Origin of the sequence: Nocardia pseudobrasiliensis NBRC 108224, from assembly GCF_001613105.1 — a bacterium.
In the GTDB taxonomy this organism is placed as follows: Bacteria; Actinomycetota; Actinomycetes; order Mycobacteriales; family Mycobacteriaceae; genus Nocardia; species Nocardia pseudobrasiliensis.
Window position 1 is genome coordinate 18,617 of record NZ_BDBS01000022.1, and the last position, 15,993, is coordinate 34,609.

Sequence of the window (15,993 nt, forward strand, 5' to 3'; positions counted from 1 at the left end):
AGACGATGGGCCCGACGGCGCAATCCACCGGTGAGCTCCCGCGCGCCCGTGTCGCCCTCTCACACCAGCCAGGCCGCGGCGTTGGCGGGCAGCTGACGTCCCTCGATCGGCGCGCTGGCCAGCAGCACCTCGCCCGGCGGCAGCGGAATCGGGGCATCGGTGGCGTTGAGCGCGCAGATCAGTCCGCCGCCGCGGCGGAAGGCCAGACATCCCGGCGGGCTGCCGTACCAGTCCAGACTCGTCCCGGCGAACTCCGGCCGCAGCGAACGCAATTCGATCGCCATTCGATACAGCGACAGCGTCGAGTTCAGCCGCTCGAGCTGGGTTTCGATGGTCAGCTCGGCCCACTGCGGCGGGATCGGCAGCCAGGACCGCGGCGCGGCGGTGAAGCCGAACGGGGGCCGATCGCCCTCCCAGGGAATCGGCACCCGGCAGCCGTCGCGGCCGCGTTCGGTGTGGTTCGAGCGCTCCCACACCGGATCCTGCAGCACGTCCTCGGGTAGGTCGTCGACATTCGGCAGGCCGAGTTCGGCGCCGTTGTAGATGAACACCGCGCCCGGCAGCGCCAGTTCCAGGAGGATCATCGCCCGGGCACGGTCCACCCCGACCGCGCCGCCGCCGTAGCGGGTGACCTCGCGTTCGACGTCGTGATTGGACAGCGTCCAGGTCGCGCTGGCGCCGACCCAGGTCACCGCCTGCATCGAATTGTCGATGGCCGCACGGATTTTCGCGGCTTCGAAGGGTGTTTCGGCGAGTTTGAAGTTGAAGGCCAGATGCAGTTCGTCCGGGCGGAGGTACTCGCCGAAGCGGACGTTGTCGTTGACCCAGACCTCGCCGATCGATACCGCGGCCGGATATTCGTCGATCACCTTGCGGATGCGGCGGTGGATGTCGTGCACGCCCGGGTTGTTGAACCGGTAATCGTCGTCGTCGAGTTTGAACATGCCCGACGGGACCGGATCCATATCGGGCAGGCCGGGCGGTTTGGCCATGCCGTGGGCGACATCGATGCGGAAACCGTCGATGCCGCGATCCAGCCAGAAGCGCAGGGTCTTCTCGAAATCGGCGAGGACCTCGGGATTCTCCCAGTTCAGATCCGGTTGTTCGGGGGCGAAGATATGCATGTACCACTGACCGGGGCGGCCATCGGATTCGGTGACGCGAGACCAGGCCGGACCGCCGAAGATACTGGGCCAGTTGTTGGGTGGCAGCGCACCGTCGGGGCCGCGGCCGTCACGGAAGATGTAGCGCGCCCGGGCCGCACTACCCGGCTCCGACGCCAGCGCCTCGACGAACCACGGATGCCGCTCGCTGGTGTGATTGGGCACCAGGTCCATCGTGACGCGGATGCGCCGGTCGTGTGCCTCGGCGATCAGCTCGTCGAGCACCGCGAGGTCGCCGAACAGCGGGTCGATATCGCGAGGATCGCTGACGTCGTAGCCGCCATCGGCCATCGGTGAACGCATCACCGGGCAGATCCACAGGGCGTCGATGCCGAGCAGCTCCAGATATCCGAGCCGATCGCGCAGGCCACCGAGGTCACCCACGCCGTCGCCGGACGAGTCCGCGAACGAGCGGGGATAGACCTGGTAGAACACCGCCGACCGCCACCACGGGTCGACGGGAGAGGCCCCGGCTGATGAAGGTGTCACAAAAGCTAATAGTGCCAAAGATTTCCGTTGAAAGCCCCCCGAGCGAGCGACTCGAGCGATATGGAGCAAATATTCAGCAGGCGGGGTGGTTCACCGGAAACCCTCTGGGCTGCAGGGGGATTTACGCAATACCGTCAGAAGGGCGCGTTCATGAGCGAATTCGCCGCCATCTCCAAGTAGTCGAGCAGCGCCCGCCGATGCTCGTCATCGAGCACCTCCGGCTCGATCTCGGCGACCGCGATCCGCATGCACCGCAGCCACGCGTCCCGCTCGATCGGCCCGATTCGGAAGGGCATGTGCCGCATCCGCAGTCGCGGATGCCCCCGCTCATCGGAGTACGTCCGAGGCCCGCCCCAGTACTGCTCGAGAAACATCCGCAACCGCCGCTCGGCGGGCCCCAGATCCTCCTCGGGATACAGCGGCCGCAACACCTCGTCCCCCGCCACCTCCCGATAGAAGGCCGCCACCAGCCGCCGAAACGTCTCGGCCCCACCAACCGCCTCATAAAAGGAAGTAGCCGTCTGCTCGCCCGAACCCATCAACCCTCAAATCCGTCTAGTAGCCATCCCCACGTCCCGCTCCATTGTGCCCGCCTCCCCACTCCCAACGAACCATCCCGGCCTCCGGCCGGGAAAATGAGGGGCTCCACCGAGCACCGGGGACACGAGGACGGGGACCGTGCGCGGGCGGGTGGGGATGTCCTGGCAACAAGTTGGCACCCAATCGGGACCGGATTGTGCTCGGCGTAGGGGGTGGGGGTCGGCATCCTGAGATCACCAGTTGAGGACGCGGAATCAGGCAGCCGGTACATACCACCCCCGGGTTTAACCGCCCGTTCACGAACACCACAGACGGAATGTGTCAAATCAGCTGGCAAAGGTAGCGGTTCCATGGTCAACTGGGTGGCAGTGTCTGCCCAGATACCACACGAACCGGACAATACGAATTCGGGGTTCCCATGAAGCAGCGGCACGGCGCCCGGTCACACGAGGCCAGAACACATCGACAACTCCAGCCCGCCGACGTCCACAATCGTGGGTCGGGGGCTACTCCGCTGCATGTCGTAACCGAGAAACATAGTTGTCCGGGTGCTCTCCAGCACCGATCTACCGAATCCCCGCCGAGCGTCGCGCCTTGGGTCAAGCGCCGGGTGTTGCTTCTGAACGCCACCTACGAGCCGCTGACCGCCCTGCCCGCGCGCCGCGCCATCGTCTTGCTCATCTGTGACAAGGCCGATCCCGTTCATCACAATCCCGAGGGCCCGGTGGTCCACTCCGCCGGCGAATCGGTGGCCCTGCCGTCGGTGATCCGCCTGCGCAATTACGTCCGAGTGCCCTACCGCGCCCGCGTACCGATGACCCGGGCCGCGCTCATGCACCGCGATCGCTACCGCTGCGCCTACTGCGGCGGCAAGGCCGAGACCATCGATCACGTCATTCCGCGCAGCCGCGGCGGCGCGCACGCGTGGGAGAACTGCGTGGCGTCCTGCGCGCCGTGTAACCACCGCAAGGCCGACAAACTGCTCAGCGAGCTGGGCTGGACCCTGCACCACCCGCTGGTCTCGCCCAAGGGTCCGCACTGGCGACTGTTGTCCACCACCGCGGATCTCGATCCGGTGTGGTTGCAGTACCTCGGCGAGGGCGCGGCCTAAGTCGGTAAGCCGGCCTCGGCCGCCAGCGCGCCGAGCGCCCGATGCAGGGCCGCGCGATCCTTGGCGCTCAACGGCGCCATGAGTTCCGCATCGATCGCGCGCGCCTCACGTTCACACCGTTCCAGCAGCGTGCGCCCATGCGCGGTGAGCTTCAGCACCTGACGTCGACGGTCATCGATATCGCGCACGCGCTCGATCGCGCCCAGCCGCTCGAGGTGATCGGCCAGGGCGACGACCAGACTCGGTGCCACCTCCATCCGGCCGGCCAACTCCTGCTGCGAGGCCGCCGCGCCGTGATCCAACGCGGCGAGCAGGCCCGCATGCTTGGGCTTGAGGTCATGTGCCGCAAGGCGTTCGGCGAATCGGTCGGCGGTCCGAGTGCCGAGGACCCCCAGCCGGAAGGCCAGCGTCGCGGGCAGGCCGGTCTTGACTTCGTTCACGAGCCTGATGATACTTCGATCAAATAATTCAGAATGTGAACGATTCAGGACGTGATCCAATGACCGCGTACACCGCTGTCGCCCTGGCCAATGCCGCTGTCGCGCTCGTCTCGGGAGTGTCGAGCATCCTCGGCATGACCCGCCCCGCACTGCTGACCCACGAGGGCGCGGTGACATCCGGAACGATGTTCTTCGCGTGGGCTTACGGCGCCCGCGCGCTGCCGTTGAGCGTGGTCATGCTGGTAATGCTCGCCGCGAATATTCGGCAGGGGCTGGTCCCGATCCTGGTGATCGCGGGCCTGGCACAGATCGGCGACGCCGCCATCGGCGCGGTCCGGGGCAACCGGCCCATGGTGATCAGCTGCCTCGTCCTGACCGCGATACATTTGCCGTCGGCCTGGTGGCTCGCCGTTCGATGAACGAGACCGTTGCCGCTCAGCCGTATTCGCTGGCCTGAATCCCCCACGTCCCCGGTTCGAGCGCCGAGAAGATGTGCGGCTGATCGCCCGGATACCGAATGTAGTCACCCGGCCGCAGCTCCACCGGCGCGTCATCCGGCCCCACCAGTGCGCGGCCCGCGGCGAGAATGACGTGCTCGATCTCACCGTGCAGATGTGGTTCGGATTCTCGAGCCTGTCCGGGCTCCGCCGAGACCAGGTAGATATCGCGGCGGGCATTGGGCGGACAGGCCGCGAGCAGCGTCGCGTGATAGTTCGCATGCGCCGACGCCAGTACCGGCCCCTCCCCCGCGCGAATCACCTGCACCTGCGGGCGCGGCGGATCCAGCAATCGGGAGAACGGAATTCCCAGCGCGACGCACAGCGCCCACAGTGTTTCGATGCTCGGATTCCCGGTGCCCGATTCCAATTGCGACAGTGTGGATTTCGCCACACCCGCGCGGCGGGCGACCTCGGTCAGCGACATGCCCGAACGCGCGCGCTCGCGGCGCAGCGCGGCGGCGATGGCCTCCTGCGGTGGCGCGGACTGCGCGCTGTCGTGCTCGGTCATAGTGGGTTCAGACAGTACCTCGGTGTGGGGAATCCTCGTTGACGAACTCCGCTTCGGATGTTCACTATAGAAGACGTGCGTTCGATATGGCGAACACTGGATCGCAGTGACCTGACCGGAATCGCGGCCGTCTGTCTGGCGGTCGGCATCATCGGCGTTTCCTACGGCGCGAGCACCGTGACCGCGGGTTTGCCCGCCTGGCTGCCGATTCTGCTGAGCGTGCTGGTACTCGCGGGCGGCGCGGAGTTCCTGTTCGTCGGCATCGTAGCGGCCGGCGGCAGCCTGGTGGCCGCAGTACTGGTCGGCCTGGTGGTCAATGCCCGCCACCTGCCCTACGGTCTGGCCCTGCCCGAGGTGGTCGGCACCGGCTGGCGTCGCCTACTCGGCACACACGTGATGAACGACGAGGCGGTCGCCCTGGCCCTGGCCGAACCCGACCGCGACCGCCGTCACGCCCGCTACTGGCTCTGCGGTTTCGGCGTCCTGCTGGCCTGGCCGCTCGGCGCGGCACTGGGCGTGGCGATCGGCGCCACGGTCCCCGACCCGTCGCGCTTCGGCCTGGACGCGGTCTTCCCGGCGGTCCTGCTGGCCCTGGCCGTTCCCGCCCTGCGCGACAAGGCAACCCGCCGCGCCGTGGTGGTTGGCGCGGCCATCGCGGCCGTCACCGCCCCGTTCCTCGCGGCGGGCATACCGGTCCTGTTGGCTCTCCCGGCCGCACTACTGGCCTACAACCGCCAACGATTCGACGAGACGATCGGAAACGAGAGTTCGGATGAGCAGAGCGCGGAGCGGACGGGCAGAGAACGAGATAACGCGTCCGGTTCGGAAAGGGAAAGCCCTGCGGGGCAACAGGGCTGGCTGGCTGCAGCTCCGCAGGAGCGGGGCGAGGCACTCGAAAGCGCGGCGATCCAAGCGGACCGGGATATGGACGAGCGCTTCCACACCGAGCAGGTCTGGGACGACAGCGCCGTAACGACTGAACGAGAGCTCGCGCGATTCGGCTCGAACACGCGGGACGGATCCGAGTGATGTTCGCGGATAACAACTTTCGATCGATAGGCGAACGGCGTTGAATACGAGCCTGATTATCGGAGCACTCGCACTGGCCGTGGGCACCTACGCCATCCGGCTGGCCGGACCACTGCTACGTCGGCGCATGAATGTACCCGCCCACATCACCGGCCTACTGGAGACCGGCTCGGTGGTACTGCTGGCAGCACTGGCAGTCACCGAACTGATTCCCGCACATCACAGGGCCGGATTCGCACTCCCCGCAGGCGCCCTCGTAGCCATCATCCTGGCCTGGCGCAAGGCCCCCCTGATCGTCGTGGCCCTCACCGCGGCCGCAACCACCGCACTACTGCGCGTCCTCGGCGTCGCCTGACGCCCACCTACCGCATCGAATCCGATTGGGCTCGATTGGAATCGCACGCCAGATCAAGGGTTGTCGCCGAATCAGGATGGGAACAGTGGCAGTTCTGGACCTTGGCGGCGGGCGACCGAGCCGTAGCGGGCGTCGAGGCGTAGCCAGGTGCGGGTGGCTCGAACTCGGACTATTTCGTTCGGGTTGATGCGGCGGGAGTCGGCCTTGTCGCCGGAGTGGGGGATGAAATCCATGGCGGTCAGGGCGAATACGACGCGCATGGGGACCTCGACCTCCTGGTCGCCGTTGGTCACGGTCAGGACGGTCTGGTCCAGTAGGGAGGCCGGGGGCCCGTGGGCGCTGCCGTGTTCGGCCGCCAATTCGACGCCGCGCTCGGCCAATTCGACCAGGGCCCGCGCGGGTACATCGTCGACGTGCGTGAATCCGGTGGTGGGTGGTAGCGCGCCGCGCCATGCCGAATCCATGGCGTAGCCGAGATCGATCGGACCGGCCGCGGCGGGACCGGTCAGGCCCGACAGGATCAGGTCGCCGGCGACGGTGACGTCGTCGGTGCCCAGATCGGCGACGACGGTCCGCACGGCCAACGTCTCGAAACCGGTTGCCGCCCAGGCCGACACATAGTTGACGCCGCGGCGGCGCAGCCGGATCACCGCGGCCGGATCGAGTCGGATCGCGCGGGCGACGAAGGTCGCGAGATTCTCCCGCTCGGCGGGGTCGAGCACGCGCAGCACCCGCTGATCGCTGTATTCGAAGGTCATCTCGTCGCCGGGCGAGTTCAGTCGGCCTTCCACTGGCTGAGATATTCGCGTTCGATCGCGGTCAGTCGGCGCAGCCGCTGGGTATCGATATCGAATGCGGCCAGTTGGGTGCTGGCGATGATGGCGGGCGGGGCGTCCGGGGCGACGCCGTTGGCGCGTACCTCGTAACCGATGGTGAAGTCCACCGCGCGCATCCGCTCGATCCACATCGCCACATCCAATGGTGTGTCCTCGTGCCGCAGCTGGCCGCGATAGCGCACATGCAGATCGACCATCACACATCCCGAGCGCAGACCCGAGGTCGGACGATCGTCGAACAGCCACGGAATCCGCGCCTCCTCGAGCAACGTCACCATGCGGGCATGGTTGATGTGCTGGAAGGCGTCCATATCGGACCAGCGCACCTCGACCTTGGTATGAAACCGCTTGGGCAACACGACGGCACCGGGCGCCGAGCCGTTTCCAGCCGGCGATTCACCACTCGTCAACGTATTACCTCCGATCGGTCGGGCCGCTCCCAGTATGCAGCCTCCCAGGCGGGCGGGCCGCCCAGGGCATCGCCCGGCTGCCGCTGCGACATCGCGCAGCGGCAGCCGGACCATCGACTACCTCGGAACCTCCGATTGCGCGCCGACGCCGCTGACCATGCTGCGGACCTGGCGGGCCGCTACGGACAGCGTGGCCAGATCGTGGGTGCCGGATTCGAACAGTTCCGACAGCGCGGCGCGGGCGCGACCCAGGCGGGACTGGTTCTTCGACTCCCAGTACGCGATCTTCTCCTCCGCGGTCTCCTCCGGATCACCGGCCGAGAGCACGTCGAGGGTGAGCGAGCGCAGCGAACTGTACATATCGTCGCGCAGCGCCAGCCTGGCCAGGGCGTGCCAGCGATCACCGCGTTCCAGATGACTGACCGCCTGCAGCAGCCAGTCGATCTTGAGGTGCTCGTTGAGCGCGTAGTACAGCGCGCCCACCTCGTCACCGCTGCGTTCGGTGATATCGGCGATATCGATCACATCCAGCAGCGGGAACAGGTTGAGCAGTCCGAACACCTCGGACGCGAGTTCCTGCGGTGCGCCGAGATCGACCAGCTTGGCCGACTGCTCCTCGAGCGTGTCGATATGGTGGCCGCGCAGCCAGCCCGGCACCTTCGGCGCGAGTTCGCGAACCTTGCCCGCGTAGCGATGGATCTCCGCGCCGACCGCAATCGGCTGCGGCCGGTTGATGAGCAACCAGCGCGAGGCGCGATCCAGACTGCGCTTGGTCTCGAGCTCCAACTCGTCGCGGACCGCGGTGGAGGTCTGGGCGGCCCGGATGCGATCCCAGATCGAATGCAGATCGAAGATCGTGCTGGCCGCGGCGAAGGCGCGCATGGAATCGCCTGCGGTGGCGCCGATCTCCTCCGAGAGCCGGAACGCGTAGGTGATCCCGCCGAGATCGACCATCTCGTTGACCATCATGGTGGTGACGATCTCGCGCCGCAGTCGGTGCTTCTTGATGGCCGCACCGAACCGATCCCGCAGCGGGGTCGGGAAATACAGCGGCAACCGCGCCGAGAAGTACGCGCTGTCGGGCAGATCACCCTCGAGCAGATCGGACTTCAGCGACAACTTCACGTGCGCGAGCAGATTCGCCAATTCCGGCGAGGTGAGTCCGCCGCCGTCCTCGAGCCGCTGCTTCATATCGCCGTCCGACGGCAACGCCTCCAGCGCACGGTCGAGACCGCGTCGCTGCTCCAACTCCTCGATCACGCGCATATGCACATTCAGCATTCGCGGCGCCTCGGTCCGCGACATGCCCATGAGGAAGTTCTGGGATACGTTGTCGAACAACACCATATCGGCGACCTCGTCGGTCATCGACGCCAGCAACGGATTACGATCCGCCGCAGCCAACTCCCCACCCGACACCACACCGTCGAGCAGCACCTTGATATTGACCTCGTGGTCGGAGCAGTCCACACCCGCCGAGTTGTCCAACGCGTCGGTATTGCATTTACCACCGAACCGGCAGAACTCGATACGACCCAACGCGGTCACACCCAGATTGCCGCCCTCGCCGATCACCTTGACCCGCAACTCGTTCGCGTTGACCCGCACCACATCATTGGACTTGTCACCGACCTCGGCATGCGACTCGCTCGACGCCTTGATGTAGGTGCCGATACCGCCGTTCCACAGCAACTGCACCGGCGACAACAGAATCGCCCGGATCAACTCCGGCGGCGACAACACCGTCACGTCCTCGGCCAACCCCAACGCCGCTCGTGCCTGCGCGCTGATCGGGATCGCCTTCACCGTCCGATCCCACACCCCGCCACCCTCGCTGATCAACGAGGTGTCGTAATCGGCCCACGAGGACCGCGGCAACGCGAACATCCGCTCCCGTTCGGCGAACGACGACGCCGCGTCCGGGTTCGGGTCCAGGAAGATGTGCCGATGATCGAACGCGGCGACAAGGCGAATATGCCGCGACAGCAGCATGCCGTTGCCGAACACGTCACCGGACATGTCACCGACACCGACCACCGTGAAGTCCTGGGTCTGGGTATCGATGTCCATCTCGGCGAAATGCCGCTTCACACTCTCCCACGCGCCCTTGGCCGTAATGCCCATCGCCTTGTGGTCATATCCGGCCGAACCACCGGAGGCGAACGCATCGCCCAACCAGAACCCGTACGACTGGGCGACCTCGTTGGCGATATCGGAGAACGTCGCGGTGCCCTTGTCCGCGGCCACCACCAAATACGTGTCATCCCCATCGCGGCGCACCACCCGCGGGGGCGGCACCACCTTGCCGGTGGCGTGATCGACATTGTCGGTCACGTCCAACAAACCCGAGATGAACGTCCGATAGCACGCCACGCCCTCGGCCTGCAGCGCCTGACGATCGGTCGCCGGATCCCCGGTCCCCGCGGGCGGATGCTTCACCACGAAGCCACCCTTCGCGCCCACCGGCACGATCACCGCGTTCTTCACCGCCTGTGCCTTCACCAAACCCAGAATCTCGGTCCGGAAATCCTCCAACCGATCCGACCACCGCAACCCACCACGCGCCACCGGACCGAATCGCAGATGCACACCTTCGACCCGCGGCGAATACACGAAGATCTCGAACTGCGGACGCGGCTTGGGCAATTCATTGATCTCGCGCGGCTCCACCTTGATCGACAGATACGACCGCGGCCGCCCCTGATCATCGACCCGGTAATAATTCGTGCGCAGCGTCGCCCTCATCAAACCCAGGATCGCCCGCAGGATCCGATCGGCGTCGAGGCTGACCACGTCGTTGATCCGCTCGCGCACCGCGATCTCGAGTTCGCTCGCCCGCTCGGGCGAGGCCGCATCCGGATCGAACAGGGCCGCGAACAGCTCCACGAACAGCCGGGAGATATCGGGCGAGGCCAGCAGCACTCGCGCGATATTGGCCTGGCTGTACGGGAAATCGGCCTGCTGCAGATACTTCGAGTAGGCGCGCAGGATCGATACCGAACGCCAGTGCAGCGCACCGCGCAGGACCAGTTCGTTGAGCGGATCGGCCTCGGCGCGCGCGTACCACAGGGCGTCGAACGCCGCGGTGAACCGATCGCGCAGGCCGCGCTCCTGGGCGTCGAGCACGTCCAGCCGGGCGGTGCTCTCCACCAGTTCGGCATCCATATTGCGGTCCAACGACTTCCGCAGCAGATCCGGACGGGCCTGCAGCCCGAAGTCGTAGATCCAGGCCTCCCGGCCGTCCTCGAACTCCAGCTGATACGGCCGCTCGTCGACGACCTCCACTCCCAGGCTCTGCAGCAGCGGCAGCACCTGGCTCAGCGAGATTCCGGCGCCGATGTAGAGCGTGAAACGCCAAGAGCCGGGCTCGGATTCGGGGCGACGGTACAGATGCTGGTCGATCCGTCCCTCGGCGAGCCGTTCCAGGCGGATGATGTCGGCCAGCGCGCGGCTGGGCTCGAAATCCTCCTTGTAGGCGTCGGGCAGCGCGACCGAATACCGTTGCACCACGGCCGGATCCAGGATCGCCGAGGTGGCCGTCTCATCGCGCAGATGATCGTCCCAGGTGCGGCTGGCCTCGGCGAGCAGGGCCTGGATGCGCAGCCGGTTGGCCTCGGAGGTGTCCACGCGCGTGCCCGGTTCGGGCAGCCGAACCGTGAAATAGACGCTGGCGAGCTCACTTTCGGACACTCGGGCCGAATAGTCGATCGACACGCCGCCCAGCTCGCGGACCAGGATGTCCTGGATCTCCAGGCGTACGCGGGTGGTGTAGCGGTCGCGCGGCAGGTACACCATGGCGGCCACGAAGCGGCCGTAGGAGTCCGCCCGCAGGAACAGCCGGACCTGCCGGCGCATACCGACATTGAGCACCGCGCTGGCGGTGCGCCGCATGGTTTCGATATCGGAGGAGAACAGCTCGGTGCGCGGGAAGGACTGGATCACCTCGAGCATGCCCTGCCCGGAGAACGAGTCCAGATCGAATCCGTTCTGCTCGATCACCGCACGCACCCGGCGCTCGATGACCGGGATGTCGAGCACGTTCTCGTGCATGGCCGCCACCGTGAACACGCCGATGAACAGGTGCTCACCGGTGATCGCACCGGCGGAGTCGAAGTCGGCCACGCCGATGAAGTACGGGTACACCGAGCGATGCACGGTGGCCGGGACCAGCCCCTGGGTGAGCATCAGCAGCGGCCGGTTGCCGCCGTTGGACGGGACTCGGAAATCGGTGCCCACATCCGGGCGCAGCACACCGAGGCAACTGTCCGGTATGACAACCGATTTCGGCTTTCCGTCGACCGTGGTGCGCTCGTAGTTCGCATAACCGAGCACGGTGAAATGCCCGTCGGCCAGCCAACGCAGCAGATTCGCGCAGTCGACGAGATCGGTTGCGGCGAACGGCGTCGTATCGTCCTTCGCCACCGCCTCGAGCTCGTCGGCGAGGCGATCCTGCACCGCGCGCATGGCCTCGGTATCACCGATGACCTGACGGACATCGGTGAGTACATCCGGGATTCCGGCTTCGATGCGCTCGAGCACCTCCGGACTGGTGGACGGGTGCAGCTGCACATGCATCCACGATTCGCGCAATCCGGTGACGCCGTTGCCGTCGACCTCGTGCGGCGCGGCCGATTCCAGCCGACCCTCGGCGTCGCGAACGACCTCGAAGATCGGATGGATGATCTCGCTGATGCTGACACCCATGCGGCTCAGCGAGGAGGTCACCGACTCCACCAGCAATCGCATATCGTCGGTGACCATCTGCACCGCCGCACCCAGACCGGAGCCGTCGTCCGGGTGGTACACCCGCACGCGGGCCGCTCCCTGCGGGCGTTGTATGCCTAGTTCGATGTGCCTGCGGAACACCTGATGCGAACTTCCGGTGATCGCACAGTCGACGTCGCCGGCGTCCACGTGGCGGAAGTATGCCTCCTCGAGGGTCGAGAGCTCACCGCGCAACTGCTCCGGCAAGCCCGCGACCCACGCCGCGCTGGACAATTCGGACGAGACCGTCATTTTCTTCGCCAACTCCCTCGGATTCGGTTCCGTAACAAAGTGACGCCGGGATCGAGAGTAGCTGGATGTTGGAGCAGCCGGGAGGGATTCTTTCCAAAGCCACGGCAAAGTCCGAACGCCCGCAAGGTTGCCCAGGTACGAATTCACCCACGTACCAACAAAACACGCTGGTGGTACGCGTAGTACGTTGCGCCGAGGTCTATTTGACGCCCGACCCCGAGGGCCGGATCACGCTATTCGCCTGTAAGTAACCGAGCAGTAGCCAGCTCCTTGCTGTTGCGAGGCCGGGTATGCGCTGCCACAACGCGCATACCCGACGCCGCCGAAATCAGTCGCGGGTGAGCTTGCGGTGGGTGACCCGGTGCGGGCGAGCCGCATCCGCGCCGAGCCGCTCGACCTTGTTGGCCTCGTAGGCCTCGAAGTTCCCCTCGAACCAGAACCACTTGGCCGGGTTGGTGTCGTCACCCTCCCAGGCCAGGATGTGGGTACAGGTGCGGTCGAGGAACCAGCGGTCGTGGGAGATGACCACGGCGCAGCCGGGGAACTTCTCCAGCGCGTTCTCGAGCGAGCCCAGGGTCTCCACGTCGAGGTCGTTGGTCGGCTCGTCGAGCAGGATCAGGTTGCCACCCTGCTTGAGCGTCAGCGCCAGGTTCAGCCGGTTGCGCTCACCGCCGGAGAGCACGCCCGCCGGCTTCTGCTGATCCGGACCCTTGAAGCCGAACGCGGAAACATATGCGCGCGAGGGCATTTCCTGGGTGCCGACCTCGATGAAGTCCAGGCCGTCGGAAACCACCTGCCACACCGTCTTCTTCGGATCGATGCCGGCGCGGTTCTGGTCGACGTAGCTGAGCTTGACCGTATCGCCGACGCGAACGTTGCCGCTGTCGGGCTGCTCGAGGCCGACGATGGTCTTGAACAGCGTGGTCTTACCGACACCGTTGGGTCCGATGACACCGACGATGCCGTTGCGCGGCAAGGTGAACGACAGATCCTTGATCAGCTGCCGGTCGCCGAAGCCCTTGTCCAGATGCTCGACCTCGACCACCACATTGCCCAGGCGCGGACCGGCCGGGATCTGGATCTCCTCGAAGTCCAACTTCCGCATCTTCTCGGCCTCGGCCGCCATCTCCTCATACCGATCGAGGCGAGCCTTGTTCTTGGCCTGGCGAGCCTTGGCGCCCGAGCGAACCCAGGCCAGCTCCTCCTTGAGCCGCTTCTGCAGCTTCTGATCCTTCTTGCCCTGCACCTCGAGGCGCTCGGCCTTCTTCTCCAGGTAGGTGGAGTAGTTGCCCTCGTACGGGTAGGCGCGGCCGCGGTCGAGCTCGAGGATCCAGCCGGCCACATTGTCCAGGAAGTACCGGTCGTGGGTGACGGCCAGCACCGCGCCCGGGTACTGGGCCAGGTGCTGTTCGAGCCAGAGCACGCTCTCGGCGTCGAGGTGGTTGGTGGGCTCGTCGAGCAGCAGCAGATCGGGCTTGCTCAGCAGCAGCTTGCACAGCGCGACGCGGCGGCGCTCACCACCGGACAGCTTGGTGACCGGCTCGTCCGGCGGCGGGCAGCGTAGCGCGTCCATGGCCTGCTCGAGCTGGGAATCCAGATCCCAGGCGTCGGCGTGATCGAGATCCTCCTGGAGCTTGCCCATCTCCTCCATGAGCTCGTCGGAGTAGTCGGTGGCCATGAGCTCGGCGATCTCGTTGAAGCGTTGCAGCTTCACCATGATCTCGCCCATACCCTCCTCGACATTGCCGCGGACGGTCTTCTCCTCGTTCAGCGGCGGTTCCTGCTGCAGGATGCCGACCGTCGCGCCGGGCGCGAGCCACGCCTCGCCGTTGTTCGGCTGGTCCAGTCCGGCCATGATCTTCAGCACGCTCGACTTACCGGCGCCGTTCGGACCGACGACACCGATCTTGGCGCCGGGGAGGAAGTTCAGGAATACGTCGTCGAGCACGACCTTGTCGCCGTGCGCCTTCCGAACTTTCCTCATTTGGTAGATGAACTCAGCCATGTGCGAAAGCCTATCGGTAAGTGGTTGTCTGATTCCGCCCCACCGCCCCGCTCCGGTCGGTGCCTCCGGTGGCGGGTCGTCGGGGGTCCTGCGGCCTCGGCACGATCAGGCCGTCCGGAGGTCGTCGCGGATTACCTCGACACTATCGAAAGCCTCGGATTCGTCCCTCGCCCGCTCCGGTCGCTCGGCACCCGCCTGGTCGTCAACGACCGAGACGAGCTGGGAGTTCCCCGAACCCCGGCGCACCACCGTGGCATAACAGCGGGCCAGATCGGGTCCCACCGCACTGGCGCGCATCTCGAGATCGCGCCGCTGCACGCCGTCTCTGGTGCTGTATTCGGTGGAGCGCAGTTGTCCGTAGGCGATGATCGGATCGCCGCGCCGAATCGAGGCGTCCACTCCCTCGACCAACCGCCGCCAGCAGTTCACGGTGAGGTAGAGCGTGCCGTTGTCGACCCAGGCCTCGCTGTCACGGTCGTATCGGCGGGAGTTGCTGGCCATCCGGAAGGTCACCACCTGCTCGCCGCCGGGCAGGCTGCGCCGCACCGGATGGGTGACCACATTGCCGACCACGGCCGTATTCGCCTCGTACATGATTGCGCCCCTCCTCTGTTCGGTCTCCGACATCCCCCGGCCTCAACCCCTCGGCGGGGGGAACCTCTCCCAGCCTCCTCGTCCGCCGAACCCTCCGATAGGCCGAATCGAGATTTGTGGATGAAACCTCCCGGTTGTGGATGACGCCGTTTTCGAATCCGTTCCGCCCCAGGCTTCTTGGCGTCGCACGCCCGGCCCCGCGGTGATAACGTACGTCGCGAGGCGACGGGTTCGCCGGTCCGAAGGGGGAGCCACCGCGTGCCGCGAGGCCGGAAAACCTTGGGGCCCATTGGTTTCCTGAGCAAGAGAGCAGCACGAACATGCGGTACCGCGTCCGATTGCCGAGCCTGCTGCCGACCCTGTTCGCGGCCCTGATCCTGACCACCGCGCTACCCGCCCAAGCCCACGCGGCGGCCCGGATCGCGGTGCCGGGCATGGCCCTCGATACCGATGACAAGCGGTGCAGCCTGGGCCTGAGCGGTTCGGTCGGCGGGACCGAATACGGCGTCACCGCGGCGCACTGCTTTCAGGACGGCAAGGATGTCTTCGCCCACGACGGCTATCGCGTGGGCGTCTACGAGCGCGGTTTCGGCACCGATGACACCGTCGACGATCTGGGCTTCGCCCTTGTTCGCTACGCGCCGAACATCGGCTCGGCCGCCACCATGGCGAACGGTTTGACCATTACCTCCGCCGACGCGGGCGCGGCCGTCGGCGACCAGATCTGCCACGTCGGCTCCACCACCGGAGACGCCTGCGGCACGGTGACCGGCGTCCACGGCGACTACTTCGTCGCCGACTTCCCTTCCGACAAGGGCGATTCCGGCGGCATCGTCTATCGCCGCAGCGGCGAGGCCGCCGACTTCCTCGGCATTCTGATCGGCACCGAGGAGGGCGGCGGCATCGTCGTGGAGACGGCGAATCATCTGCGCGACACCATCAGCGCGCATGCGGGCGGCCCGTTCGACTGGCGGCTGCCGCCGAATCACTGACCCGC

Annotated in this window: 14 protein-coding genes; 5 read left to right on the forward strand and 9 right to left on the reverse strand. The window is 66.4% G+C overall.

Going from position 1 to position 15,993, the window contains the following annotated elements; genetic code table 11:
* Window positions 1-59: 59 nt before the first annotated feature.
* Window positions 60-1,652, reverse strand: coding sequence for a glycoside hydrolase family 13 protein (locus tag NP4_RS17640; protein WP_067999058.1), 1,593 nt, complete (start codon window positions 1,650-1,652; stop codon window positions 60-62).
* A gap of 134 nt (window positions 1,653-1,786) precedes the next feature.
* Window positions 1,787-2,191, reverse strand: a complete 405-nt coding sequence (locus NP4_RS17645) for a globin (RefSeq protein WP_067999060.1) — start codon at window positions 2,189-2,191, stop codon at window positions 1,787-1,789.
* Window positions 2,192-2,610: 419 nt separating this feature from the next.
* Here NP4_RS17645 and NP4_RS17650 point away from each other — a divergent pair, with 419 nt between their 5' ends.
* A complete protein-coding gene (locus tag NP4_RS17650; RefSeq protein WP_174556147.1) occupies window positions 2,611-3,303 on the forward strand; it encodes an HNH endonuclease in 693 nt (230 codons plus the stop codon).
* Here NP4_RS17650 and NP4_RS17655 read toward each other — a convergent pair.
* Window positions 3,300-3,743, reverse strand: coding sequence for a MarR family winged helix-turn-helix transcriptional regulator (locus NP4_RS17655; protein WP_067999062.1), 444 nt, complete (start codon window positions 3,741-3,743; stop codon window positions 3,300-3,302). The genes NP4_RS17650 and NP4_RS17655 overlap by 4 nt on opposite strands.
* A 59-nt stretch (window positions 3,744-3,802) precedes the next feature.
* On the opposite strand from NP4_RS17655, the gene NP4_RS17660 reads away from it, so the two are divergent.
* On the forward strand, window positions 3,803-4,162 hold the full coding sequence (locus NP4_RS17660; RefSeq protein ID WP_067999064.1) for a hypothetical protein: 360 nt from the start codon (window positions 3,803-3,805) through the stop codon (window positions 4,160-4,162).
* Window positions 4,163-4,178: 16 nt separating this feature from the next.
* On the opposite strand, the gene NP4_RS17665 is transcribed toward NP4_RS17660, so the two are convergent.
* Window positions 4,179-4,751, reverse strand: coding sequence for a helix-turn-helix domain-containing protein (locus NP4_RS17665; protein WP_067999066.1), 573 nt, complete (start codon window positions 4,749-4,751; stop codon window positions 4,179-4,181).
* A 75-nt stretch (window positions 4,752-4,826) separates the two neighbouring features.
* Here NP4_RS17665 and NP4_RS17670 point away from each other — a divergent pair, with 75 nt between their 5' ends.
* Both NP4_RS17670 and NP4_RS17675 read left to right on the forward strand, forming a co-directional pair.
* Window positions 4,827-5,780 (forward strand): AzlC family ABC transporter permease, encoded by a 954-nt coding sequence (locus NP4_RS17670; RefSeq protein ID WP_082875964.1) that lies wholly within the window; start codon window positions 4,827-4,829, stop codon window positions 5,778-5,780.
* 40 nt (window positions 5,781-5,820) lie between these two features.
* Window positions 5,821-6,135 carry an AzlD domain-containing protein gene (locus NP4_RS17675; RefSeq protein WP_067999068.1) on the forward strand — a complete coding sequence of 105 codons (315 nt, stop codon included), beginning with the start codon at window positions 5,821-5,823 and terminating at the stop codon, window positions 6,133-6,135.
* A 71-nt stretch (window positions 6,136-6,206) separates the two neighbouring features.
* Here NP4_RS17675 and NP4_RS17680 read toward each other — a convergent pair whose 3' ends face one another.
* The 5 genes from NP4_RS17680 to NP4_RS17700 all read right to left on the reverse strand — a co-directional run bounded on the left by NP4_RS17680 (window position 6,207) and on the right by NP4_RS17700 (window position 14,996).
* Entirely contained in the window at window positions 6,207-6,893 is a 687-nt protein-coding gene (locus NP4_RS17680; protein WP_067999396.1) for a DUF8185 domain-containing protein, read from the reverse strand.
* Between the two features lie 17 nt (window positions 6,894-6,910).
* On the reverse strand, window positions 6,911-7,330 hold the full coding sequence (locus NP4_RS40980) for an acyl-CoA thioesterase (protein ID WP_255285519.1): 420 nt from the start codon (window positions 7,328-7,330) through the stop codon (window positions 6,911-6,913).
* A gap of 168 nt (window positions 7,331-7,498) precedes the next feature.
* Window positions 7,499-12,397, reverse strand: a complete 4,899-nt coding sequence (locus tag NP4_RS17690) for an NAD-glutamate dehydrogenase (RefSeq protein WP_067999070.1) — start codon at window positions 12,395-12,397, stop codon at window positions 7,499-7,501.
* 328 nt (window positions 12,398-12,725) lie between these two features.
* Entirely contained in the window at window positions 12,726-14,402 is a 1,677-nt protein-coding gene (gene ettA, locus NP4_RS17695) for an energy-dependent translational throttle protein EttA (protein ID WP_062508362.1), read from the reverse strand.
* Window positions 14,403-14,507: 105 nt separating this feature from the next.
* Entirely contained in the window at window positions 14,508-14,996 is a 489-nt protein-coding gene (locus NP4_RS17700) for a single-stranded DNA-binding protein (RefSeq protein ID WP_067999073.1), read from the reverse strand.
* 320 nt (window positions 14,997-15,316) lie between these two features.
* Between NP4_RS17700 and NP4_RS17705 the strand changes: the two genes are divergently transcribed.
* Window positions 15,317-15,988, forward strand: a complete 672-nt coding sequence (locus NP4_RS17705; protein ID WP_114755781.1) for a chymotrypsin family serine protease — start codon at window positions 15,317-15,319, stop codon at window positions 15,986-15,988.
* The last annotated feature ends 5 nt before the right edge of the window (window positions 15,989-15,993 follow it).